Source organism: Acidimicrobium ferrooxidans DSM 10331, assembly GCF_000023265.1.
Classification (GTDB): Bacteria; Actinomycetota; Acidimicrobiia; order Acidimicrobiales; family Acidimicrobiaceae; genus Acidimicrobium; species Acidimicrobium ferrooxidans.
Genome location: NC_013124.1, coordinates 1,997,191 through 2,020,411, shown reverse-complemented (window position 1 = coordinate 2,020,411; position 23,221 = coordinate 1,997,191). Strand labels below are relative to the sequence as shown.

The window sequence follows — 23,221 nt, the reverse complement described above, 5'->3', positions numbered from 1 at the left end:
CCGGTGCTCAGGGTCGTCGCACCTGCTCGTTGAGGCACTCGGTGCCTTGACGCGCGCCTCGAGCGCCACGTCACGGGCGCGCTTGGCCGCCGCACGTTATCGCGGATCGGATGGGGACAGGGAGCCCCTTGAAGGCTCCGGCGATCGACGTCGCCGCGGTCGTCGGCGTCTCCACCGTGGTACCGGCAGGACCACCCGTGAACGCGAGGTCGCAGAGCCGCATCCCCGACCACTCGATCGGCAGGCGATCGAACTGGAGCGGTATGGGTGCCGCCGGGCCAGTTCCTGATCGTGCGCGAAGCGATCGAAGCTCGATCGACCGATAGCGACCCCCAAGGACGATGACCGCGGCCTGGCTCGTGAGGCGACGCATCCAGAACGTGCTGAGATTGACGAACGTGTCGTGGCTGGCGACGACGTCCTCGATCGAGGTCCGCGGTCCGAAGGCGTCCACGTAGAAGGCATCGAAGGCCCGACCGGCGTCGCTGATGGACCCGGCCACGTCGGCCCCTTCAGCTGCGGATGTCGTTCCGGCGGGCAGCGCGAGCGACGGAGCGTCCACCACCGTCGTGTCGGCAACGACGATCCTGCTGGTCGCGTGATCCTTCGTCTCCGTGTCGAGGCTGACGCCTTGGTTGGTGTCGAGTACGCGGTCGTGGGCGATCACGAGCGAGGTCGCACCGTCGTCGTAGATCCCGGCCGCCGCCGGTGGCGTGGGGAGGCATCGGCCATGAGCGCGAACGCCGTAGCCCGCGTTCGTCCACGAGTCGACCGCTGCGACGGTGTCGTCGACGAGCGCGACGTCGTTGGGGTGGGCCGTCGTGCCGTAGTAGCCCTCGACGTCGATGCCGATGTTGTCGACGCCGAGGACGCTCGTGTGCTCGACGAGTGCGTCGGCGACGTCACCGGAGATCGCGATGGCCTCGCTCTGTCCGAGGCGCGCGTCGGCGACGCGATCGCCGGCGAGGACCACGTTGGTCAGGGCGGCCCGCGGTGTCGTCGCCGCGTCGAAGACTTCGATGCCGTAGGCATCGACGGATCCGGAGCCACACGCGGCCAGCGTCGGGGGCCAGACGTCACCGGGTGCACGGACTCCCGAGACGGTGTCGTCGACGAGCGCAACGTCGCCGCATCGTCGGCTCCCCCGCTCGAGGCAGCCGGAGACTCGGACCCCCTCCTTGGGTCCTGCGACCTCCACCGCGATGCCGGCTGGCGTCACGCCGCTCGCGGCGGTGACGTGGTCGATCACGAGCCCTCGCACCACGACGCCCGTCGAGCCGACGATCGAGACCGCCGCTACCGTGCCGTCGGGAACGCCGTGGGCAACGTCGGCGGCGCGAAGACGGCCCGGCGCCACCAGTGCTGTGGTGCCGGGCGCAGGTTCGATCCAGAGCGCAGCCGGACGCCACTTGCCCTCGACGACGATCGGCTGGCGGAACGTCCCTGACACACAGAGTGCTGCAGGCCGGGTCAGTCGGTTCTCGACGCGTGCGATCAGCGCATTGAGGGCTGTCGTGGCGCCTTGCTCTCCGGCGGCGATGCGCCACCGGCACGCGGGAGCATGGGCGAGCATGCCTCCGAGCGGCTGGACCGGTGACGGGATGCCTTCTGGTGGCAGTGCCGCGCCACGACCCACTGGGATCGAGCCGATCCAGGTGGGTGCGCTCGCGGCGAGCGCAGCGAGACCGAGGGCAGCGACGAATCCGCCGGGCACACAGGTACCTTAGAGGTCCATCAGCCAGCTGGTGACGTCCCGTTGGACACGAGGTTTCGAGCGGGCTTGCTGGCGGAGGTTGCTCGTTGCGCGGGGCTCGACGCGAGGCGCGTGGGCTCAGACGTGCTGTGTCACCTCGCCGATCGGTGCCTCCGCAAGGACGATCGTGCGCTTCGAGAGGCCGAACCAGAACCCGGTGATGGCGGTATCGACGGGCGTCCCTTCGCCCGCGCCGAGGGTCACGAACAGCGGAGCGAAGTGTTCGGTGCGAGGGTGGGCGAGCCGAGCAGCCGGCGCTCGATGTTCGAAGTCGAGCAAGGCATCGATCTCGCCGTCGGCGAGCGCTTCGGCGCCCCAGGCGTCGAACTCTACGGACCAGGCGGGCGGGGGGCCGTCAGGGTGCCCAACCTGTCCGAGCGCACGGAGGTTGTGCGTGAAGAAGCCGCTGCCGATGAGGAGGACCCCAGCGTCGCGCAGCGGCGCGAGGGCCTGTCCGACGGCGTAGAGTTCCTCTGGATCGAGACTCGGGAGGGACAGCTGCAGCACCGGGATATCGGCCTCCGGGTACATGGCGAGCAGCGGGACCCATGCCCCGTGATCGAGGCCTCGACCTTCGTCGCGAGCCACGGAGTGGCCCGCAGCCCCGAGGTGCCCCTCGACCAGTGCAGCCAGGTCTGGCGACCCCGGTGCCGGATAGGTGAGGCGGTAGTAGCGCTCCGGAAACCCCCAGAAGTCGTACACGAGTGGGGCGCCCACGACCGACGACAGCGCGACTGGTCGAGCTTCCCAGTGGGCCGAGACCACGAGAATGCTCTGCGGACGATCGATGCGGCTCGCCAGCTCGCGCAGCTCGGCAACCCAGCGCGCGTCATCGAGGAGCGGTGGGGCTCCATGTCCCAGATACAGCGTTGGCATGGTCACGCCCTCAGTGTAGCGGCAAACTGGTTGCATGTGCACGTATCCGTGTGGCTGGTGTGATGCTCGTCGTTATCGCGGTGGTGCTCGGGGCCGCTGTTGGGCACGCCGCCTGGAACGCACTGGCCAAGCTTGCACCGTCACCTCGTGATGCCGTCGCGACCATCAACGCCGTGGTTGCCGCGATCGGGATCGCCTCGCTCGTGGTCGTCGGCCCACCACCAGCGGCGGCGATCGCCTTCGCGGTTGGCTCCTCGGCCATTCACGTCGCCTACAACCTCTTGCTCGGGTCCTCGTTGGCCGCTGGCGAGCTCGGGCAGGTGTATCCGCTCGCGCGCGGCAGCGCGCCGTTGCTGGTCGCCATCGGCGCCCTCGCCATCGGCCACGAGCCACTGACCACCTTCGAGCTGGCGGGCGTGGTCGTGGTCGCCGGTGGGATCGCGCTCCTTGCGAGGCCGCAGCGCGACCATGGTCTGCGGGCAGTGCTGCTCGCGCTCGCGACCGGCGTCACGATCGCTGGCTATTCGCTGACCGACGGACTCGGCGTGCGCCACAGCCCCGATCCCTTCGCCTACGCCGGTCTGCTCTTTGCGCTCGAAGGGAGCGTGGTCGCATCCGTGTCGGCCCTCGCAGCGCGACGTGCGCATACTCGGCCCGAGGTCCGCTCCCTCGGCCTGGGGGCAGCTGCTGGTGTGCTCTCCTACGCCACCTACGCCGCGGTGCTGTGGGCGCAGCAGCGCGCTCCACTCGCGGTGGTGTCGGCACTGCGCGAGACCAGCGTGGTCATCGCCGCGCTGGCCGGTGCGATCATGGGTGAGGCTCGCGGTCGCTCGCGAGTCGTCGCCGCAGCGATCGTCGCGGCAGGAGTCGCCGTGATCGTCCTGGCGCCTCGCTGACGGGCCTGATCTCGACTCTCGTCCGTCGTCGGCGTCACCGAACCCCTCGCCTCTCCTCAACGGGGTCGCTCCGGTCGGTACCCCGGGGCTGACGCGACCCAACGGTGATGAGGGCTGACGCTACGTCAACGCATGGTCGTCGCAGGCCTGAGGAGATCTGCCTGCCCGTCGGTGACCTAGTGAAGCCCGTGGCACGAGGCGAGACCGTCGCGAGGGTGACCGGCGGCCTTGTGGCGGGACCATCGGCTCCCGCTGGCGCGGTCCGCCACGGCCGACCGAGTGCGCGGCGACGCGCGGCGTTCCTATGACCTCGAGCAGGACAGTGTCCAGCTGAAGCTGGCGCGCGTGACAGCTGGCGCTTGGTGTTGACTGGTGGTGGAGCGTGTTCGTGGAGCCAGCAGCCCTCGGACTCCTTGCGCGGGCGGCGAGCTCGTCCTTCAGCAACCCTCGGGAGTTCGCGCGAGGCGAGCGTCGGGGTCTGGGAGAGCCCCTCCCGACACGAGCGCGAGCTCCCTCGAGGTTGTCGTCGCCGATGATTCGCGCCTCGGGCCCGTGTGCGACCGTGGCCGCACGCCACAGCAATACCGAGAGGTGATCAGCCGTGCGGACGCAGTCGCTGCTGGCTGGAGGTCCGGTGGCTTCGCTCGTTCTCGATCGACTGCAAGCTGACGCAGGTCGCGAGGTGCCTGCTGAGATGCCCTGCGGAGCCCGGGCACGGATGCCCTCGATCCAATCGAGCCAGGCACTGCAGTTGGCGTGAGTGCGTTGGAACAGACGGGTCGCTGCATCAGCAGGGAGCGCCTTGGTCGAGCCACGCTTGCTCTGGAGACAGACCTGGGCCAACGAGCCGCGTCAGGAGGCTCGATCCCCGACACCGGAGCGCGTATCGCGCCTTGGGTGCCCCTTCGAACCTGCATGCGCGTCGACGATTGCACGCGAACGATGGTCACTCGGTGAGGGCTCGAGGCAGGGTTGACGGAACCCGCCGGCGCAGGTCGAGCGACGCCTCGCGCCGGCGGCGTTGACATCCTGCGAGGGTCAATCGAGCACGCGACGGACACTGATGGCAAGGTCGCTGGGATCGAGTGCCGCTGGGATCGCGTGCCGTACGTGGCCCTAGCGGCCCACGCTCAGCAGTCGTCCGGCAACGCCGAGCCCCCTCGTGCCTGCACCGCGTATGGATCGCTGCGCGTTGGTGCCGTCGAGCAGATGGGGGACGCCGGTGCGGTCGCTGGCGAGAGTCGCGGCGAACCAAACGGCTGGAGTTGCTCCTGCCGGAGTCGGACGCTCCATGGGTCGGAAGGCCGACCTACTGACACTGTGACGCGTCGAGGCTCGCCGCTTGCGGTCCGGTGACCACCTGCCCCGTCGGGACGATCAGCGCCTCTCGACCGGGATGCAGACCCCCGAACTGGACAAGCACCACGCCCGATTGTTGGAGCACCGTGTGACCCGGAGCACGAAGGAGGGTACGCACATCGTGGCTCGCCTCTTGGCTCGTCAGCACCGCATAGGGCCCTGGCACTTCGATCAAGACGTCGACGACCGCTGCGCAGACCGGCTGCGCCTGAGTGGGGGCGATCTGCTGAAAGAGCTGAGCGCGAGCAGACACTCGCGCGATTGCATTGATCGTGGCGACGACCTCGGCGTCTCGAGGGATGGAGCGTTGCGCCACTCGGAGGGCCGAGACACTCGCGTAGGGTTGGTTGAACCAGCTGCGGGGGATCCCGAGGTCTGTGCTGAGGGCCCCGATGCCGATGGCGACGCTCACCGCAGTCCAGAGGGCCACAATGGCTCGTCCGCCGAGGAGCCGCCATCGAGACCGGCCGTTCGCACGATCGCCCTCCGAGAGGGCATCGTGGTTGGCATGGTGCGCTCCGGCCAGTCGGCTGACCACGATCGCCCCACCGGCGACGAGCACTGCTTCGACGGGCCAATTCTGGAACCCCTGCGTCAGGGACAGGAACGCCGAGTTCTGTGGCAGTCCGTTCGCTACGACCGCTGCCACCGCAGCGACGAGCGTCGGCGGCCATGCCAAGCCAATGATCCCCGCGTAGCCGATCAGTTCGCGGATCTCGGGCCAGCGACTGACCAGGACCGAGACGGGGCGCGTGGGGTGCTCGACGATCGATCTGAGGATGGCCGTCGCGCCAGGTGTGGCGCCTGAAGAGGACGCGAGATAGCCATAAAGCGACGAGAATGAGGAGCCGGAGTCACCGGTGAGGAGCGCGATGATGCCGATGATCACCACGCCGATCGTCGTACGTATCCCCCATCGGCGGGTCGACTTCGTCGCCAGCAAGCCCACGCTCAAACCAGCAAGGACGATCAGCGTGCCGGCCCCTGAGAGGAGCGCGAGTGCGAGGCCTGCATAGAAGTATGTGCGCTGGCTTCGGAGCATGCCGTACAGGAGCACGACGAGTCCGAGTGCTCCGAAGGGCTCCCCATGCACGTCAAAGGACACAGCCTCGAGCGCCCAGGGATTGAGGAAGGTGAGCAGGGCGGAACCGATGACGACAGCACCACGCCAACCGAGTGGAAGTCTCCGAGTCACTCGGATGACGATCTGCATGATGAACAGGTACGTGGCGGCGACAGCGAGAGCTTGGAGTACGAGCAGCATCACGCCTGTCGGTACGAGCGTCCGTACAAGGCCGATGACGATGAAGAGATAGGTCAGCGCATTGTTGTCGAAGCCGCCACCGTAGATGGTGTCACGAGGGGCAAGATGTCCATGCGCAATGAGGAATGTTCCCTGGTTCTGGATGGCATAATCAATGCCGAGGTCGAAGTCCCGCCATCTCAAGTACTCGTAGGTGCCGAGGAGGACGAAAGCGGCGAGAGAGCCGATGAGATTCAGTGCCAGCAATTGCCGTGGCTCGAGGATCCACGCCAGCGCCTTCTGCAGCGATGAGGGGGGAACGCGCTCCTCGGCTTTCATGCGCGACGATGCTAGTAGCGAGGCCTGCCGCTCTCATGTACAACTCATGGTCGTCATCCGTGGTCGCACCCGCGCTGAGGGAGCGACGTGAGCGGTCGTGAACGGCCGATCCTTGCGAGCACGGAGATGCTCGCGGTGGCGACAGAGGAATTCGACTCAGGAGGTCGGACGAGCGGTCGCGGGGTGGTGGGTTCGGATAGCGTCGGGGAGAGCACGCATGACGCAATCTCGACGTGGTTGCGACCTGGCGGCAGGTGTGTGGGGCAAACACGATGCCGCGCCGAGGGATCGCGCAGCGACGCTGCTCCGGAGGCGCGGAAACACTGCGCTCACATCGACGGCCTGGAGCTCGCGCGCGCTCGTCGAGCCCGGGTTGTCAGCGACGATACGAATTCGTGGAGGCCGATGAGTGGTGGGCGTCTCGTGCACGGCCTCATTGCCTCAGGGGTGGCGGGAGTAGGTCCGTAGGCTCGACTCCTCGCCGACGCCGCGTCGCTCGGCGCAGGAAGGGTGTCGCCGGTATCGCGGTGATGGCGATCCCAAGTCCCACCGCACCGACGGTTCGAAGGACTCGGTGGCGTCCCACCTTGGTGTGGTGGCGAAACTCGAGGATCTCCCAGCCGTGCTCGCGCGCGACGCGTGCCAACACCCGATCTGGATTCACCGCGACCGGGTGGCCGACGGCCTCGAGCATCGGGAGGTCGGTGTAGGAGTCGGAGTAGGCATACGAGGCAGCGAGATCGATGCCCTCTCGTTGCGCAACCTCGGCCATCGCCTCTGCCTTGTAGGGGCCGTAGTTGTAGAACGCCATCTCTCCCGTGTAGGTGCCCTCCTCGTCGACCCTCGGCTTGGTCGCGATCTGGCCATCGACGCCAAGGAAGGCTGCCATCGGCTCGACGATCTCTTCGGGCGAGGCCGAGACGAGGAAGACCTTGCGCCCAGCGAGCTGGTGCAGCTTGATGAGCTCGACCGCCTCGCGGTAGACGAGCGGCGTGACGATCTCGGTGAGCGCCTCGGCGACGACGCGTCGCACCACGCTCTGGTGCCATCCCTGCGTGAGGTCGAGGACCGAACGCTCCAACCGGCGCAGCCGACGTTCGTTCGCCCCTAGGTAGCGGTAGACGAGCTGTGCCCAGACGCTCCGCGCGACGGTGCGTCGATTGATCAGGCCCTCCTGGAAGAAGCGAGCTCCGAAGGCCAGCAGCGAGGCGCGAGAGATGACCGTCTTGTCGAGGTCGAAGAACGCTGCCTCCATGACGTGGAGCCTACCGGTGTCGCCGGTGCCGTAGGGGAGCCGAGGGCGAGCTCAGGGCGTGGCCGCGTCGGCCTCGGCGATCGTGTCCTCGTCGCCGATGAGAACGCTGCGCACCGCCGCCTCAGTCTCGCCGACGACGAGGCAGAGCACGTGATCCTCGGGCTTGAGGGTCACCTCACCCCGAGGGACGATCACGTTCTCTCCCCGCACCACGGCGACCACCGAGGCGTCTCGAGGGAGCCCGAGGGTCGCGATCGTCCGTTGGACCGCTGGAGACGTTGCCGTGAGCGTGACCTCCACGAGGCGCGCGCCCGAGTTGTCGAACGCGAGCAGCTGGACGAGCGAACCGACGCTGACCGCTTCTTCGACGAGCGCGCTGATGAGATGCGGGGTCGAGACGGCCACGTCGACGCCCCAGGATCGGTTGAACAGCCAATGGTTCTTCGGGTGGTTCACGCGTGCGATGACCCGCGGAACAGCAAATTCCTGCTTGGCGAGCAGGGAGACGACGAGGTTGTCCTCGTCGTCGCCGGTCGAGGCCACGACGACGTCGCAGGTGCCAACGCCCGCGTCCGCCAGCGTGGACAGCTCGCAGCCGTCTCCGAAGACGACGGTGCAGCGAAGCTGGGAAGCAAGGTGTGCCGCCAGCTCGTGATCTCGTTCGAACAGGACGACGTCGTGGTGGTGCTGGAGGTCCGCAGCGAGGAAGCGCCCGACGTTGCCGCCGCCGACGATCGCGATCCGCATGGTGCTAGCTCCCCACTTCGTTGGACCAGGCGCCGAGTTCGGCCAGGGCGCGTTGGCTCGCGGCGACGACGATGCGGTCTCCCTCTTGACCGATGAGCCCTGCCGTGGCCAGGCGGGCTCCGCCGGGTCGGACGACGGCGACCACACGGAGCTCGCCCTCTCGTTCGAGCGCGCCGATGGGTTTGCCGATCCGGCTGGGGGGCAGTGTGATCTCCGCCACCGTGAGCTCCCCGGATGAGTCCATCCACGGACGCTCGATGCGCAGCGGGAAGAGGCGGGCGAGGGCCTGATCCGTCGTCCAGGTCACGGTCGCGACGGTCTGGATGCCGAGGCGCTCGTAGACGACCGCTCGACGGGGGTCGTAGATGCGTGCGACGACGTTGGGCACCTCGAAGACGTCTCTGGCGATCCGAGCCGCCAGGATGTTCGAGTTGTCACCGCTCGTGACCGCTGCCAAGGCAGCAGCCTCGCCGATGCCGGCGGCCTCGAGAACGTCTCGATCGAACCCTGACCCGACGATGGTCGTCGCTCGTGCCGACCCGAGGCGTCGAAAGGCGTCTGGGTTGCGGTCGATCACGGTGACGGAGTGTCCTTCAGCGCTCAGTCGACGGGTGAGCTCTGCACCCACACGACCGCACCCGACGACGATGACGTGCACCGACTCCACTGCCCCAACCCCTCGCTGTGTTCGGCGCCCAGGCCGCTCGGCCGAAGTCTACAGTCCGCGGGCGCGTGCGACCGAGCAGGCTCGCGGTCCAGAGCCCTCGTGGTTCGAAGCTGCCCGCGGGCGCAGGTCACCTAGGCTCTAGCGGCGAACCGTCGCCTGAGGAAGTGACCATGTCCGAGGAACCGTCCGAGCGCTTCGCGCGCTCCTTCACCCCCTCGCAGCCCACACCGCTCGCTGCCCTCGAGAGCTACGAGGTCCCCGAGAAGCTCAGCTATCGGCTGAAGAACTGGCTGCTCGGGCGACCACTGATCAACGAGGAGCTGAGTTCGGAGCGCCTCGGCAAACCGACCGCGCTCGCGATCCTCTCGTCCGACGTCATGTCCTCGTCGGCCTATGCCACCGAGGCGAGCCTCGGTGTCTTGGTCCCGGCGGTCGGGATCGCCGCCTACCACCTCATCGTGCCGGTGTCGCTCCTCGTCATCGTGGTGCTGATCTTCGTGGCGGCTTCGTATCTCGAGGTGATCCGGGCCTTCCCGAAGGCGGGAGGCGCCTACATCGTCGCGCGCGAGACCTTCGGCCTGTGGCTCGCGCAGATCGCGGCCGCATCGCTCTTCATCGACTACACCCTCACCGTTGCGGTCTCCGTGGCGGCCGGTGTCGACGCGATCGCCTCCGCCATCCCGGCGCTCGTCCCCTTCATCACGCCGATCGGCGTCGTCTTCGTCATCGGCATGGCCTTCGGCAATCTGCGTGGGCTGCGCGAAGCCGGGCGCACCTTCGCGCTGCCGACGTTCCTCTTCATCGGCTCGATGCTGCTCATGATCGCGGTGGGCACGGTTCGCGCGCTGGTTGGCCACATCCATCACTACGCCATCATCGCCCCCGGTGCGTTCCCGGCCGGCAAGCCAGGCGGTGGCCTTCTCGTCGGCGCCAGCGTCTTCATCGTGCTCAAGTCGTTCGCCTCCGGCGGCACAGCCCTCACCGGCACGGAAGCCATCTCGAACGGGGTCTCGGTCTTTCGCGATCCCCAGGTGCACAACGCTCGCGTGACGCTGATCTGGATGAGCGTCATCCTCGGCACGCTCTTTCTCGGGGTGTCTGGCCTGGCTGCGACGACCCACGCCGTGCCGTATCTCTCGGGAGCGCCGACCGTGCTCTCGCAGGTGGCGCAGGCGGCCTTTGGCCAAAGTTCGGTCGGTCACGTCCTCACGGTGATCCTCGACATCTCGACGACGGCGATCTTGACCTTGGCTGCGAACACGTCGTTCACGGGATTCCCGTTGCTCGCGTCGTTTGCGGCGACGGACGGCCTCCTGCCCCGGCGCTTCCGTGAGCGTGGCCACCGGTTGGTCTACTCGACCGCGATCGTGATCGTCGCGGCGATCGCGATCGTGCTCCTCGTCGCAACGAACTCCAACATCAATTCGTTGATCTCCCTCTATGCCATCGGTGTCTTCACCGGCTTTACCATCGCCGGTAGCGGCATGGTTCGCTACCACCTCATCCACAAGGAGGACCACTGGCGCCGGCGGGCGATCGTCAACGGATCGTCGGCCATCTTGTCGGCGATCGTGGACATCGTCTTCATCGTGACGAAGTTCACCTCGGGCGCCTGGCTGGTCGTCGTCGTCGTCCCACTGCTGGTCTTCATGTTCACGCGGTTCCGTCGTCGCTTCGAGCGCGAGGCCGCCGCCCTGGAGGAGGGGGTGGCGGCGGCCTGTGAGGCTCCGGCCGCTCGGACGCACGTGGTGTTGCTGTTCGTCGATCGCGTCGATCTCGCCACGGCGCGGGCGGTCCAGTACGCCAAGCTGCTCCTGCCCGACGCGCTGCGTGCCGTGCACCTCGTCGTCGATGCACAGGAGGCGACGACGCTCCGAGCCGAGTGGGAGCAGGCAGGCTTGGCGAACCTCGAGCTCGAGCTCGTCGAGTGCCCGGATCGCCGCCTTCGGCGAGGCGCGGCCGAGGTCGTGCTCGATGCGGTCGCATCAGGCAGCGACGTCGAGGTCTCAGCGATCATCCCGCACCGTGTCTACGGGCGGATCCTCGGCCCGCTGCTCCACGACCAGTCGGCGGTGCAGATCTCCCAAGTCGTCGGGGAGCTGCCACACGCCACGGCCATCCTCGTACCCTATCGAGTCCGCACGCGCAGTGCCCGTACGACGGTCACGGCGAAGGCCCGCCGCACCACGTTGGGGACGAAGGCGCCCGAGCTCACCGACGGCACCACGCCTGTCTCGGCCTGCACGCCGCGGCGCCAGGCCACGGTCGTGGGGCGTATCGCGGCGGTGCGCACCCGCACGCTCGATGGGATGCCGATGAGCGTGGCGCGGCTCGAGGACGCCACCGGTGGTATCCTCCTCGTCTTCCCCGGCCGTCGCCAGGTACCGGGGATCGCCGCCGGTGCGACGATCCGCGCAGCGGGTACGGTAGGGGAGTTCCAGGGTCGGCTCGCGATGATGAACCCGAGCTACGAGTTCCTCGAGCCGGCCCACCAGGAGTCCTAGCGAGGAGCAAATCGGTTCGTGCCAAAGCCACTCGTGATCGTGGAGTCGCCCACCAAGGCTCGGACGATCCGGCGCTACCTCGGCGACGAGTGGGTCGTCGAGGCGTCCGTCGGCCACGTGCGAGATCTGCCGCGCTCGGCGAAGGAGATCCCGCAAGCGGTGAAGAAGGAGCCGTGGGCGCGTCTCGGTGTCGATACCGAGCACGGGTTCCGGCCGCTCTACGTGATCCCTCCGGAGAAGCGCGAGCAGGTCAAGCGCCTCAAGGCCCTGCTCGCCGACGCCAGCGAGCTCTTCCTCGCGACCGATGAGGATCGCGAAGGAGAATCCATCGCCTGGCACCTGCTCGAGGTGCTCGCCCCTCGCGTTCCTGTTCGTCGCATGGTGTTCCACGAGATCACGGAGCGAGCGATCCGCGAGGCCGTCGGGGCGACACGGGGGATCGACCGCGGCCTCGTCGATGCCCAGGAGACACGGCGCGTGCTCGACCGGCTCTTCGGCTACGAGGTCTCGCCGGTGCTGTGGAAGAAGGTGATGCCGCGACTGTCGGCCGGTCGCGTCCAGTCGGTGGCCTGTCGGCTCCTCGTCGAGCGCGAGCGCGAGCGGATGGCGTTTCGTCGAGCGAGCTACTTCGACGTCGTCGCCGAGTTCTCGCGTGCCGAGGCCCCCGCGCCCTTCGCCGCGCGCCTGGTCGCCCTCGACGAGGCGCGTATCGCCACCGGCCGCGACTTCGACGCGACCGGTCGCGTCGCCACGGGCGTCGTGGTCCTCGACGGCGCGCACGCGCTCGCGGTCGCAGAAGCGGTCGAGGGTCGAGGTGGCGTGGTACGCGAGCTCACCGAGCGGCCGTTCACGCGACGACCGGACGCGCCGTTCATGACCTCGACGCTGCAGCAGGAGGCCTCGCGAAAACTGCGCTTCTCCGCGCAGCGCACCATGGCCGTGGCCCAGCGGCTTTATGAGCAGGGCTTCATCACCTACATGCGAACCGACTCCGTCCAGCTTGCCGGAGAGGCGCTCGCAGAAGCCCGTCGACTCATCGCCGAGCGCTTCCCGGGAGCACTCCCCGACGCGCCGCGTCAGTATCGCTCGCGTGTGAAGAACGCGCAGGAGGCCCACGAAGCCATCCGCCCAGCGGGTACCCGTTGGCGCTCGCCGGACGAGGTGGCAAGGGAGGCTCCCGGCGACGAGGCGCGCCTCTACGAGCTGATCTGGCGTCGCACGCTGGCCTCCCAGATGACCGACGCCCGCGGGATGTCCGCCGTCGCGACGATCGACGTCGCGCTCGGGCCCGAGGTTCGCATCGACGGTCGCGAGATCGAGCGGGCGACGTTCGTCGCTCGTGGCCGCACGCTCACCGATCCAGGGTTCCTCGCGGTCTACCCGGAGCAACTCAGCGAGGACGACGAGGTCGACCTGCCGCCTCTGGCCGCTGGTGTCGCGCTCACCACGACGGGTGCCCAGCCCCAGGGGCACGAGACGCAGCCTCCGGCGCGCTATACGGAGGCATCGCTCGTGCGCGCGCTCGAGGAGCGTGGCATCGGACGGCCGTCGACCTATGCGCAGATCATCAGCACGCTCGTCGAGCGCTCGTATGCATGGCGACGCTCGCAAGCGCTGATTCCGACCTTTCTCGGCTTCGCGGTGGTGCAGCTGCTCGAGCGCCACTTCGCCGAGCTGGTGGACTACTCCTTCACGGCGCGTCTCGAGGACGACCTCGACCGCATCGCGATCGGCGAGGAGGAGCCCACGCCCTACCTCGCGCATTTCTACTGGGGCAACGGTGCCCCCGGTCTCCATCAGCTCGTCACCGAGCGACTGGGGGAGATCGACGCACGCGACGTGAACTCGATCCCGATCGGCCAGCGCGCGGATGGAACGCCGGTCGTGGTGCGTGTCGGCCGCTACGGACCGTTCCTCCAGGCAGGCGAGGAGACCGCCTCCATCCCAGAGGACCTCCCTCCCGACGAGCTCACCCTCGAGCGGGCCGAGGAGCTGCTCGAGCGGGGCAGGCTCGGCGATCGTGTGCTCGGCGAACTCGACGGGCAACCCGTGCTCCTGCGTACCGGCCGGTTCGGTCCCTATGTGCAGCTCGGCGAGGGCGACGATCGCTCGCTGCGGCGTGCATCGCTGCTGCCAGGGCAGCGGGTCGAGACCCTGAGCTACGAGGACGCGGTCGCGCTCTTGTCCTTGCCGCGGTTGGTCGGGGTCGACCCCGAGTCCCAGCAGGAGATCTGGGCGCACAACGGCCGCTTCGGTCCGTATCTCGCCAAGGGTCGCGACACCCGCTCGCTCGACAAGCCCGAGCAGCTCTTCACCATCGATCTCACCGAAGCGCTCGCGCGCTTTCGCGAGCCCAAGCGGCGCGGTCGCTCGGCCAGCGTGCTCGAGTTGGGCACCCATCCGGACACCGGCGCGCGCGTCGTGGTCCGTTCGGGTCGCTACGGCCCCTACGTCTCCGACGGCGAGGTGAACGCCTCCTTGCCGCGAGGCGTCGATCCGGCCAGCTTGGATCTCGACACGGCGGTGGAGCTCTTGGCCGAGCGGCGTGCGCGCTTGGGATCTGGCTCGTGACGCGGGGGAAACTCGTGGTCCTCGACGGACCCGACAAGGTCGGCAAGTCGACGCAGGTCCACCTCGCGGTCGCGGCCGTGCGTGCCCGCGGTGTCGACGTGGTCACGGCGAGAGATCCAGGTGGCGACCCCGCTGCCGAGGCGCTCCGCGAGGTGGTCAAGACGCGGTCGCTCGCACCATGGGCCGAGCTGCTCACGTTCGCTGCCGCCCGTGCACAGCTCGTCGCAACGGTGGTGCGCCCCGCCGTCGAGGCGGGCACGCACGTGATCCTCGATCGCTACTTCCCTTCGACCATCGTCTACCAGGGCCCGAAGGTGGGAGAGGATGCGATCTGGGCCCTCGAGGCGTTGACCGGCGATCCGGTCGCCGATCTCGTCCTCGTCCTCGATCGTGCCGAGCCGCTCGGCCTCGACGCCGGCGACCGGTTCGAGGCGGGTGGCCGCTCCGCGTGGGAGCAGATCCGGGCGCGCTACGCCGATCGTGCGCGATCGTGGGGATGGCGGCTCGTCGACGCGAACGGCTCGCGAGACGCGGTAGCGGCTCGGGTGCAGGCGATGATCATGGCGGAGCTCGGGCTCGATGACGACGCGCGTCGCTGAGGGCATTCGACGCTGGCGTCCGCACACCACGGAGCGCATCGAGCGTGCGCTCGATGCATCGCGAGCCGGTGTGCTGCTGGTGGGCGCGCGGGGGAGTGGCCTCGCCGACCTGGTGGTGGTCGCCGCCCAGTACCTCACCTGTCCGCGCGGCGGCTGTGGGGAGTGCTCGGTGTGCAGTGCGGTCGCCGAGGGACGCCACCCCGACGTGCGCATCCTCAGTGACACCCCGTCGATCGCCGACGTTCGTGCCCTCGTTGCGCACGCACGCCAGAGTGCCGATCGCTGGCGCATCGCCGGCCTCGTCGGTATCGAACGCATGGCGTCGGTAGCGCCAGTGGTGCTCAAGGCGCTCGAGGAGCCGGGGCCGCGGACGCGGTGGTTGCTCGCGGCGAGCGCCATCCCTCCCGAGCTCACGGCGATGGCGTCGCGCTGCGTCCGCGTCCAGGTCGATCCTCCGAGCGCAGCCGAGATCGAGGCTGCCGTCGCCGACGCGGGCATCGAGCTCTCGCCGCGTCTCCTCGCGCTCGTGCCGCGTGATCTCGAGCTCGTCCACACGCTCGGGTCGGTTCCCGAGCCGGGGACGTGGCTCGAGCGTTGGGCCGCGCTCGCGACCGGTGCGGCCCATGCCCATCCGGCCCAGATCGCAGCGTCGCTTCGCCCGCCGAGCTCGTTGCCGGCTCCGACGCAAGAGGCGTTGGTACGGCTCGGACTCGCGGTCGCGATTCGAGCCAACCCGATGGATGCTTCCTGGGGTCAGGCGGTGCGGCGCGCGAGCGGCTCGCTCGCGAGGAGGCTCTCCATCGGTCTGGTGCTCGCCGAGCTCGTGCTCGAGCGTCCCACCCCGGCACATGGCTACACTGGTCGCTCGGCGCCCGGGTAGCTCAGTCGGCAGAGCAGCTCCCTCGTAATGAGCAGGTCAGGGGTTCGAGTCCCCTCCCGGGCTCGGCTGGTGACGGGAGGCGACGTGGCGGATCAGGCGCGCTTCGAAGAGCTTGCCCTGCCGTACGCCGACAACCTCTACTCCGCGGCGATGCGTATGACCCACAACGCGGCCGACGCCGAGGACTTGGTGCAAGAGACGTTCCTGAAGGCTTATCGTGCCTTCGGTACCTTCGAGGAGGGCACCAACCTCAAGGCGTGGCTCTATCGCATCCTCACCAACACCTACATCAATGCCTACCGAGCTCGTCGCCGTCGCCCGGACGAGACGGACCTCGACGAGGTCGAGCAGCTCTACCTCTATCGCCGCCTGGGCGGTCTCGAGGCAGCCCTCGCGGGCCGGAGCGCCGAGGAGGAGGTCCTCGACACCTTCACCGATGCCGACGTCAAGGCGGCGCTCGAGGCCCTGCCAGAGCAGTTCCGCTTGGCCGTGATCCTGGCGGACGTCGAAGGTTTTAGCTACCGTGAGATCGCCGACATCATGGACGTCCCGCTCGGAACCGTGATGAGTCGGCTGCATCGGGGAAGGCGCGCGCTCCAGCGCGCGTTGATCGAGAAGCGACTGGCTCGTGCGGAGCGGGCAGCGGAGACCGAGGCGTAGATGGTGACGAGCGAGACTGGTCCGGAGCACAAGGGTCATGAGATCGAGCCCGACCCTCGGGGTCCGTCCACGCCCGAGTGTCGGGAAGCGATCAGCCAGCTGTACTTCTTCCTCGATGGCGAGCTGACCGACGAACGCCGGCACAAGCTCCAAGCCCATCTGGACCACTGTGGGTCCTGTCTCGAGGCGTTCGAGTTCGAAGCCGAGCTGCGCATGGTCATCGCGGAGCGAGCACGCGATCGGGTTCCGACCTCGCTGCGTGAGCGTCTCGCGATGGTCCTCCTTGAGGAATCGGCCAAGGACCGCCACGTCTCCGACGCGCGACAGGAATAGGGCGGGGGGCATCGTGGGTTGCTCTGGACATGGTGAGCCGAGGGGAAGAGACGATCGTCGCGGAACCTCTGGCGACTGGGCACGCACCCCGCACCTACCAGCGAGGACGCGTGTGCAAGGAGCCGGGTTGTACGACGACGCTCTCCATTTACAACAAGTCCAAGTACTGCTACGCGCATCAGCCCATCGGGGCGTCGCGAACCCGCGGTCAGCGCAAGGCCGGGTAGTTTCCTCGGGGCTCAGCTCATGGTGAGCCCCGTGTCGCACCAGGTGGCGACGCTGTCGATCCGAGCGCTCGTCCCGGACACAGCGCCGCCGCCTCTCGATCTGATTGGCCTGGTGGCAGAGCTCGCCCCCATCGTCGAGGCTCGTTGTGGGCTCGAGATCGGAACGGAGACCCTCGCGGTCGCGAACCTGTCACGGCGCGCGTGGGCGATCCACAATGCGCGTTCCTACGCAGCCTTGATCGGTCGCTTGTACCCGCAGGGGGTACCCGCTGGTGCGGCCGAGGTGAGCGGAGCCATGCTCGGCGCGGTGCTCGCGGCCCTCTCGCCTCGCGTTCTGGGGCAGTACGTGCCGGGGGGCGGCGACGAAGAGCCCCTGCTCGTGCTGGTAGGCCAGAACGCCCAGCATCTCGCGTCAGGGGCTGGGACGGATCTCGCCACGGTGGCGAGGTGGGTGCTCTCGCACGAACTCGCCCATCGGGCGCAGTTCTTCGCGCGCCCCTGGCTGCTCGAGACGCTCTACGCATCGCTCGCCGAGGTCATCGCTGCGCGACCGGCGACCCCGGTCGATGCGGTGAGTTCGCTGCTCAGCTGGTTGGGTGGCGACCGCCGCCTCGGGGAGCTCGGGCCACTCGAGCTGGTCCTCCCAGAACGTGCTGCTGCCTCGTTGGCTCGTGTCAGCGCCATCATGAGCGTCATCGAGGGCCACGCGGACTGGGTCATGCGGACCCTCCCCTCGGGGACCGTGCCGGGTGACGACGAGCTGGCTCGTGTCGTCGACCAGCGTCGCAGTGCGCGGGGTCTCGCGCGCATCGTCGCGCGACTCCTCGGACTCGACGCGAAGGCTCGCCAGTACGAGCGCGGTCGTCGGTTCTTTGAGCGCATCGAGGCAGAACGGCCTGGCAGCGCGCTCGACGTGTTCGAACGCGCCGAGTCGCTCCCAACGCTTGCCGAGCTCGACGCGCCAGAGACGTGGCTGGCGAGGGTCGGTGCGGCCTAGCCCGTCGTGGGTCGAGGCTGCCCAGCGCCGAGCTCGTGAGCTCGGCATCGATCTCGCCTCGCTCGGTGAGCGGCTGTGGCCTCTCGATGACGACCCGGTCCGCGTCGGCGTCTCGGGTGGCGCCGACTCGCTGGGTCTCGCTGCGCTGCTGGCGTTCGGTGGCAAGCGGGTCCTCGCGATCCACGTCGACCACGGCCTGCGCCCGGGCTCGGCCCGAGAAGGAGCCGACGTCGCCCGCCAGCTCGCTCCGCTCGGGATCTCGGTGCTCGAGCGCCGTGTGCGCGTGATCCCTGGCCCCAACCTCGAGGCGCGCGCGCGCTCGGCCCGCCTCGGCGCCCTCGGGGACGCCGCCCGGGCACACACGATGGATGATCAAGCCGAGACGGTGCTGCTGAATCTCCTGCGGGGGAGCGGGCTCGTCGGTATCGGCGCCATGGAGCCCGGCCCCCTCCACCCGGCACTCGGCCTTCGGCGCTCAGAGCTCGCGCGCGTCTGCGAGGCCGCCGGACTCGTGCCGCTCGTCGATCCCATGAATCAGGACGTACGCTTTCGGCGCGTGCGCGTGCGTACCGAGCTGCTCCCGCTCGCCGCCGCGATCGCAGAGCGTGACGTCGTCCCGCTGCTGGCGCGCGCGGCGGCGCACGCCCGCGAGGCCGTGCGCCTGCAGGCGCGCTACCCGGAGCTCGCGCCGGCGACGACCCAGCTCGCGACGTGGGTCCGACACCAGACAGGCCTTCGACTGTCGGCGGCGCATCGGCGTGCGCTCGTCCAGGTCGCCGATGGTACTCGCCGAGCGCATGCACTCCCGAGCGACCTCGACGTGCGACGCGTGGGCTCGTCGCTCGTCCTAAGCTCAGGTGGGCGAGAGATCGCCCGTCTCGGGCTCGAGTCCGAAGGGAGGCGCCCGTGACGTGGTCGCTGGATGACCCGCACATCGGCGATGTCCTGATCAGTGAGGCAGACCTCCGTGCGCGCGTCGGCGAGCTCGGAGCGGCGATCACCAAGGACTACGCGGGCCGCGCACCGTTCCTCGTGGGGGTGCTCAAGGGTGCGTTCGTGTTCATGGGAGACCTGGCACGAGCGATCGAGCTGCCGGTCGCGGTGGACTTCATGGCGGTGTCCTCCTATGGCAGTGCCACGCGGACCTCGGGTGTCGTGCGGATCATCAAGGACCTCGACGTCGAGCTCGAAGGGCGCGACGTCATCGTGGTCGAAGACATCGTCGAGAGCGGCCTCACGCTCCGCTACCTCTTGACGAACCTCGCCTCGCGCAACCCGGCGTCGCTCGCCGTGTGCGCCCTGTTGCGCAAGCCTGACGACGGTCGAGGCGATCTGCCCATCGCCTACGTCGGCTTCGACATCCCGCCCGCCTTCGTCATCGGCTATGGACTCGACGTCGCCGAGCGCTACCGGAACCTCCCGTTCATCGCGACCTATCGGGAGGACGTATGAGCGCACCGACGAACGACGACGCTCGCGCGGCCGTGGACACGCTGCTCGCGTGGGCCGAGGCCACCCTCGGTGCGACGCTCGCCGACGACGTGCGCACGCGCACCCCGGAGCGGGTGGTCGAGGCACTGGCCGAACTGCTCGGCGGGTATCGGGCCGAGCCCGACGATCCGGTGCGGTTCGCGCCCGAGCAGCGGGCTCCCGTCGTCCTCGACGAGATCAGGTTTGCCTCGCTGTGTGAGCATCACCTCCTGCCGTTTACGGGCACGGTCTCGGTGGAGTATCTCCCGGGAGCTGGGGTCCTCGGCCTGTCGGCCGTGGTGCGAGAGATCGAGCGGCACGCTCGTCGCCTCCAGCTCCAAGAACGGCTGACGCAGGAGATCGCCGATGCGATCGCCAAGGCGGCCCGGGCGCGTCTCGTCCGTGTCACCGTTCGGGCCGAGCACGCCTGCATCGCCATCCGGGGGGTGCGACGCGAGGGCGTGATCGTGACGACCCAGGCGCTGGCGGGCAGGGAGGTGGGCAGCCCCAACGCGCTCGCGGAGCTCGAGCGAGGACGGCCGCCCCGATGAGCGAGCGTCGCGACGCTCGGATCATGGGGATCGTCAACGTCACGCCCGACTCCTTCAGTGACGGCGGTCGCTACTTCGATGCGGCCAGAGCGATCGAGCACGGTCTCGAACTCTTCGCCGAGGGGGCCGACATCGTCGACGTGGGTGGCGAGTCCACGCGGCCGGGCGCGGTGCCGGTGCCCGAGACCGAGGAGCTCCGTCGGGTCCTGCCGGTCGTGGCGGCGCTCGCTCCCTACGGGGTCGTCTCCATCGACACGGTCAAGCCCGCCGTCGCTCGGGCGGCGGTCGAGGCAGGCGCGACGATCGTCAACGACGTGAGCGGTCGACTCGGACCGGTCGCGGCTGAGGTCGGTGCGGTGTGGATCGCGATGCATGCCCAGGGTGACCCGCAGACGATGCAGGTCAACCCGACCTATACCGACGTGGTGGGCGAGGTGTCGGCGTGGCTCAGGGAGCGACGTGACGAGGCGCGTGCGCTGGGCGTGAAGGAGGTCTGGTTCGATCCCGGGATCGGCTTCGGCAAGACGGTCGCGCACAACCTGGCGCTGATCGCGCACCTTCGTCAAATCGCGTCCCTCGGCGCACCGGTCGTCGTCGGCCTCTCGCGCAAGAGCATGCTGGCCGAGCTCAGTCGTGCCGAGCCCGCGTTGCCCCCGCTCGAGCGCGAGGAGCAGAGCCTCGCCGCGGCCATCTGGGCGATCGAGCACGGTGCGGACGTGGTGCGGGTGCACCGAGTACGGCCGATCCGTGAGTACCTGCGTCTCGCTGCGGCCATGGAGGAGGCGGCGCGCGAGTGGGCCTGACCATCGCGGTCGAGGGCATGGTGCAACCGGCGCACCTCGGCGTGACCGAGGCCGAGCGGTCCCTGCCGCAGCCGGTCGAGCTTGCGGTCGAACTCGTCGTCGCCGAGGAGCCGATCGGCGACGACCTCGCCACCACCGTCGACTACAGCGTGCTCGATCGCCTCGTGCCCGAGGTCCTTGCGACGCCGTGTGCCTTGGTCGAGACGGTCGCGGCGCGGCTCGCCGACGCCATCGTTGCGACGCTCGGCTGGGCGCAGCTCGAGCGCGTCACCGTTCGTGCGACCAAGCTCGCCCCCCCACTGGCACTGGCCGGGGCCACGGTGCACGTGGTCGTGACGCGGGTCCGAGATGGCGGTGAGCGCTCGTGAGGCGCCGCGCTTTCGTTGCCCTCGGCGCCAACCTCGGCGACCGAGCGCGGACCCTCGATGCGGCGCTCGGCGCCATCGGCGAGGTCGTCGCGGTGTCGAACCTCTACGAGACCGAGCCGGTCGGCGGGCCGGGGGCGCAACCGCGGTACCTGAACGCGGTGTGCGAGCTGCGCACGGACCGTTCGCCGTTTCGCCTGCTCGACGACTTGCTCGCGCTCGAAGCGCGCCACGGTCGCCAACGCAGCGTCCCGAACGCTCCTCGGACGCTCGATCTCGACGTGGTGTGGATGGACGGCGTCGTCGTGAGCTCGCCTCCGCGCCTCGTCGTCCCCCATCCGCGCGCGTTCGGTCGGTCGTTCGTGCTGTGGCCGCTCGCGGACCTCGACGCCGCCCTCGCGCGGTCGTTGGCGGGGGGATCGTTGGCCCACCTCGAGCGACCGCCCGTCGTCGCTCATGCCGCGGGGTGCGCGTGGACCCGCTGATCAGGACCGTCGCCGGGCTCCGCGAGGCGCTCGCACCTGCCCGGGACGCCGGGGCTGCCATCGGCCTCGTGCCGACGATGGGTGCGCTCCACGAGGGGCACGAGGCGCTGATTCGGCGAGCGCGGGAGCGCGACGACGTCGTGGTCGTCTCCGTCTTCGTCAATCCGCTGCAGTTCGACGACCCCACCGACCTTGCGGCCTATCCGCGGACCCTGGAGGCGGACGTGCGTGCCGCCGTGGACGCCGGTGCGGACTGGGTGTTCGCACCCGTCGTCGAGGAGTTGCACCCCAGTCCGATCCTCGTCTCGGTGCGCGTCGGGGGCGTCACCGAGCGGCTGGAGGGTGCCGTGCGTCCTGGCCACTTCGACGGTGTCGCGACCGTTGTGACGAAGCTGTTCACGGTGACGGCTCCCACTCGTGCCTACTTCGGCGAGAAGGATTTTCAGCAGCTGCTCGTGGTCCGCCGGCTGGTGGCCGAGCTCCACCTCCCTGTCGAGGTCGTCGCGGTCGAGACCGTTCGCGATCCGGGTGGCCTCGCGCTGTCGTCGCGGAACCGGCGGCTCTCGCCGGTCGGGCTCCGCGAGGCGCGACGTGTCGCCCAGATCCTCGCGCGTCACTGCGCGAGTGCTCGTGTGGGAGACGCCGCCGCCGCCTTCCGGACTCGCCTGCTCGCCGATCTCGGGGGGGTCGATCTCGACTACGTCGAGGTCGCAGAACCGCCCCTGCTCGAGCCGACGCGGGCCCTCACGCCCGCGTCTCGCGTGCTCGCTGCCTGGCGCGTCGAGGGTGTCCGGCTCATCGACAACCGTGCGATCGGAGGCGCCGATGGCTGAGCACGTGGTCACGATCGACGTCGGCAACACCGAGACCGTGATCGGCGTCTACGACACCGAGGCTGCGGCGACGACGGCCGAGGAGGGACTCGTCGCGCACCTTCGGCTGGCGACGCGCGCCGATCGCACGGCAGACGAGACCGCCATCCTCGTCGAGACCTTTCTCGATCGCCACCACCTCGTCGGTGGGCTCGTCGGCGCGATCGTTGCATCCTCGGCGGCGAACGTGACCCGAAGCGTCGTGGACATGGTCGAGGGGCATCTCGGGCTTCGTCCGCTCGTGGTCGGACCGGGGACGCGGGTCGGGATCCCGATCCGCTACGACGATCCACGAGAGGTCGGTCCCGATCGCGTGGTCGATGCGGTGGCCGCGGTCGAGCTCTATGGCGCGCCGGTGCTGGTGGTCGACTTCGGCACCGCGACCACCGTCGATGCGATCGATGCGAGCGGTGCCTACCTCGGCGGTGCGATCGCGCCGGGGGTGGTCGTCGCGCTCGATGCGTTGGTGGCGCGTGCTGCGGCGCTGCGCAAGGTCGAGCTACGGCGGCCGAAGGCGGCGATCGGTCGTTCGACGGTGGAGTCGATCCAGTCCGGGGTGATCAACGGTGTCGTCGGGCAGGTCACCCACCTCGTGGAGCTCATGCGTGCCGAGATCGGAGCCGAGGCTCCGGTCGTCGCGACGGGCGGGCTGTGCGAGGTCATCGGCTGCGAGGTGCCCGTCGTCGGGCATATCGAGCCGTGGCTGACGCTCCACGGGCTGCGGCTCGTCTGGGCGCGCAACCAGGGACGGCGGGCTCGAGCCTAGACT

General features: G+C 69.1%; 22 protein-coding genes and 1 tRNA gene. 17 read left to right on the top strand and 6 right to left on the bottom strand.

The genetic code is table 11. The annotated features are described in order from the left end of the window. Positions 1–70: 70 nt before the first annotated feature. On the bottom strand, positions 71–1,714 hold the full coding sequence (locus AFER_RS09975) for a hypothetical protein (RefSeq protein WP_015799309.1): 1,644 nt from the start codon (positions 1,712–1,714) through the stop codon (positions 71–73). Between the two features lie 117 nt (positions 1,715–1,831). After that, a complete protein-coding gene (locus AFER_RS09970; RefSeq protein WP_015799308.1) occupies positions 1,832–2,629 on the bottom strand; it encodes a dioxygenase family protein in 798 nt (265 codons plus the stop codon). A gap of 62 nt (positions 2,630–2,691) precedes the next feature. Here AFER_RS09970 and AFER_RS09965 point away from each other — a divergent pair, with 62 nt between their 5' ends. After that, the gene (locus AFER_RS09965; protein WP_015799307.1) at positions 2,692–3,525 is read left to right on the top strand and encodes an EamA family transporter; all 834 of its coding nucleotides are present in this window, start codon (positions 2,692–2,694) and stop codon (positions 3,523–3,525) included. Between the two features lie 1,309 nt (positions 3,526–4,834). Here AFER_RS09965 and AFER_RS09955 read toward each other — a convergent pair. The 4 genes from AFER_RS09955 to AFER_RS09940 all read right to left on the bottom strand — a co-directional run bounded on the left by AFER_RS09955 (position 4,835) and on the right by AFER_RS09940 (position 9,135). Next, positions 4,835–6,466, bottom strand: a complete 1,632-nt coding sequence (locus AFER_RS09955; RefSeq protein WP_015799306.1) for a DUF2079 domain-containing protein — start codon at positions 6,464–6,466, stop codon at positions 4,835–4,837. A 433-nt stretch (positions 6,467–6,899) separates the two neighbouring features. Beyond that, the gene (locus AFER_RS09950; protein ID WP_015799305.1) at positions 6,900–7,721 is read right to left on the bottom strand and encodes an HAD family hydrolase; all 822 of its coding nucleotides are present in this window, start codon (positions 7,719–7,721) and stop codon (positions 6,900–6,902) included. Positions 7,722–7,772: 51 nt separating this feature from the next. Next, positions 7,773–8,468, bottom strand: coding sequence for a potassium channel family protein (locus AFER_RS09945; RefSeq protein ID WP_015799304.1), 696 nt, complete (start codon positions 8,466–8,468; stop codon positions 7,773–7,775). Between the two features lie 4 nt (positions 8,469–8,472). Beyond that, complete coding sequence (locus AFER_RS09940) at positions 8,473–9,135, bottom strand: potassium channel family protein (protein ID WP_015799303.1); 663 nt, start codon at positions 9,133–9,135, stop codon at positions 8,473–8,475. A 170-nt stretch (positions 9,136–9,305) separates the two neighbouring features. Between AFER_RS09940 and AFER_RS09935 the strand changes: the two genes are divergently transcribed. From AFER_RS09935 to AFER_RS09860, 16 genes are all read left to right on the top strand, one after another. Then, positions 9,306–11,639 carry an amino acid permease gene (locus AFER_RS09935; protein WP_015799302.1) on the top strand — a complete coding sequence of 778 codons (2,334 nt, stop codon included), beginning with the start codon at positions 9,306–9,308 and terminating at the stop codon, positions 11,637–11,639. 18 nt (positions 11,640–11,657) lie between these two features. Then, the gene (gene topA, locus AFER_RS09930; RefSeq protein WP_015799301.1) at positions 11,658–14,210 is read left to right on the top strand and encodes a type I DNA topoisomerase; all 2,553 of its coding nucleotides are present in this window, start codon (positions 11,658–11,660) and stop codon (positions 14,208–14,210) included. After that, positions 14,207–14,809, top strand: coding sequence for a dTMP kinase (gene tmk / locus AFER_RS09925; protein WP_041661831.1), 603 nt, complete (start codon positions 14,207–14,209; stop codon positions 14,807–14,809). Before topA ends, tmk begins: the two co-directional genes overlap by 4 nt. Continuing rightward, on the top strand, positions 14,790–15,689 hold the full coding sequence (locus tag AFER_RS11820) for a DNA polymerase III delta subunit-related protein (protein WP_083769407.1): 900 nt from the start codon (positions 14,790–14,792) through the stop codon (positions 15,687–15,689). The genes tmk and AFER_RS11820 overlap by 20 nt, the downstream gene beginning before the upstream one ends. After that, positions 15,680–15,752 (top strand) — tRNA-Thr (locus AFER_RS09915). The genes AFER_RS11820 and AFER_RS09915 overlap by 10 nt, the downstream gene beginning before the upstream one ends. Positions 15,753–15,773: 21 nt before the next feature. Next, positions 15,774–16,349, top strand: coding sequence for a sigma-70 family RNA polymerase sigma factor (locus AFER_RS09910; protein ID WP_015799299.1), 576 nt, complete (start codon positions 15,774–15,776; stop codon positions 16,347–16,349). Then, positions 16,350–16,682 (top strand): mycothiol system anti-sigma-R factor, encoded by a 333-nt coding sequence (gene rsrA, locus AFER_RS09905; protein ID WP_015799298.1) that lies wholly within the window; start codon positions 16,350–16,352, stop codon positions 16,680–16,682. It abuts the gene before it with no gap. A gap of 258 nt (positions 16,683–16,940) precedes the next feature. Beyond that, complete coding sequence (locus tag AFER_RS09900) at positions 16,941–17,906, top strand: Rv3626c family coenzyme F420 biosynthesis-associated protein (protein WP_041661829.1); 966 nt, start codon at positions 16,941–16,943, stop codon at positions 17,904–17,906. After that, complete coding sequence (locus AFER_RS11330) at positions 17,896–18,816, top strand: tRNA lysidine(34) synthetase (protein WP_015799295.1); 921 nt, start codon at positions 17,896–17,898, stop codon at positions 18,814–18,816. Before AFER_RS09900 ends, AFER_RS11330 begins: the two co-directional genes overlap by 11 nt. Beyond that, positions 18,813–19,358 (top strand): hypoxanthine phosphoribosyltransferase, encoded by a 546-nt coding sequence (hpt, locus tag AFER_RS09890; protein ID WP_015799294.1) that lies wholly within the window; start codon positions 18,813–18,815, stop codon positions 19,356–19,358. Before AFER_RS11330 ends, hpt begins: the two co-directional genes overlap by 4 nt. Further along, on the top strand, positions 19,355–19,927 hold the full coding sequence (locus AFER_RS09885) for a GTP cyclohydrolase I (RefSeq protein ID WP_015799293.1): 573 nt from the start codon (positions 19,355–19,357) through the stop codon (positions 19,925–19,927). The genes hpt and AFER_RS09885 overlap by 4 nt, the downstream gene beginning before the upstream one ends. Further along, positions 19,924–20,730 carry a dihydropteroate synthase gene (gene folP / locus AFER_RS09880; RefSeq protein WP_015799292.1) on the top strand — a complete coding sequence of 269 codons (807 nt, stop codon included), beginning with the start codon at positions 19,924–19,926 and terminating at the stop codon, positions 20,728–20,730. The genes AFER_RS09885 and folP overlap by 4 nt, the downstream gene beginning before the upstream one ends. Continuing rightward, positions 20,721–21,098, top strand: coding sequence for a dihydroneopterin aldolase (locus AFER_RS09875; protein ID WP_015799291.1), 378 nt, complete (start codon positions 20,721–20,723; stop codon positions 21,096–21,098). The genes folP and AFER_RS09875 overlap by 10 nt, the downstream gene beginning before the upstream one ends. Next, positions 21,095–21,580 carry a 2-amino-4-hydroxy-6-hydroxymethyldihydropteridine diphosphokinase gene (gene folK / locus AFER_RS09870; protein WP_015799290.1) on the top strand — a complete coding sequence of 162 codons (486 nt, stop codon included), beginning with the start codon at positions 21,095–21,097 and terminating at the stop codon, positions 21,578–21,580. Before AFER_RS09875 ends, folK begins: the two co-directional genes overlap by 4 nt. Beyond that, positions 21,568–22,413, top strand: coding sequence for a pantoate--beta-alanine ligase (panC, locus tag AFER_RS09865; RefSeq protein WP_015799289.1), 846 nt, complete (start codon positions 21,568–21,570; stop codon positions 22,411–22,413). The genes folK and panC overlap by 13 nt, the downstream gene beginning before the upstream one ends. Further along, positions 22,406–23,218, top strand: a complete 813-nt coding sequence (locus AFER_RS09860) for a type III pantothenate kinase (protein WP_015799288.1) — start codon at positions 22,406–22,408, stop codon at positions 23,216–23,218. The genes panC and AFER_RS09860 overlap by 8 nt, the downstream gene beginning before the upstream one ends. Positions 23,219–23,221: the final 3 nt, after the last annotated feature.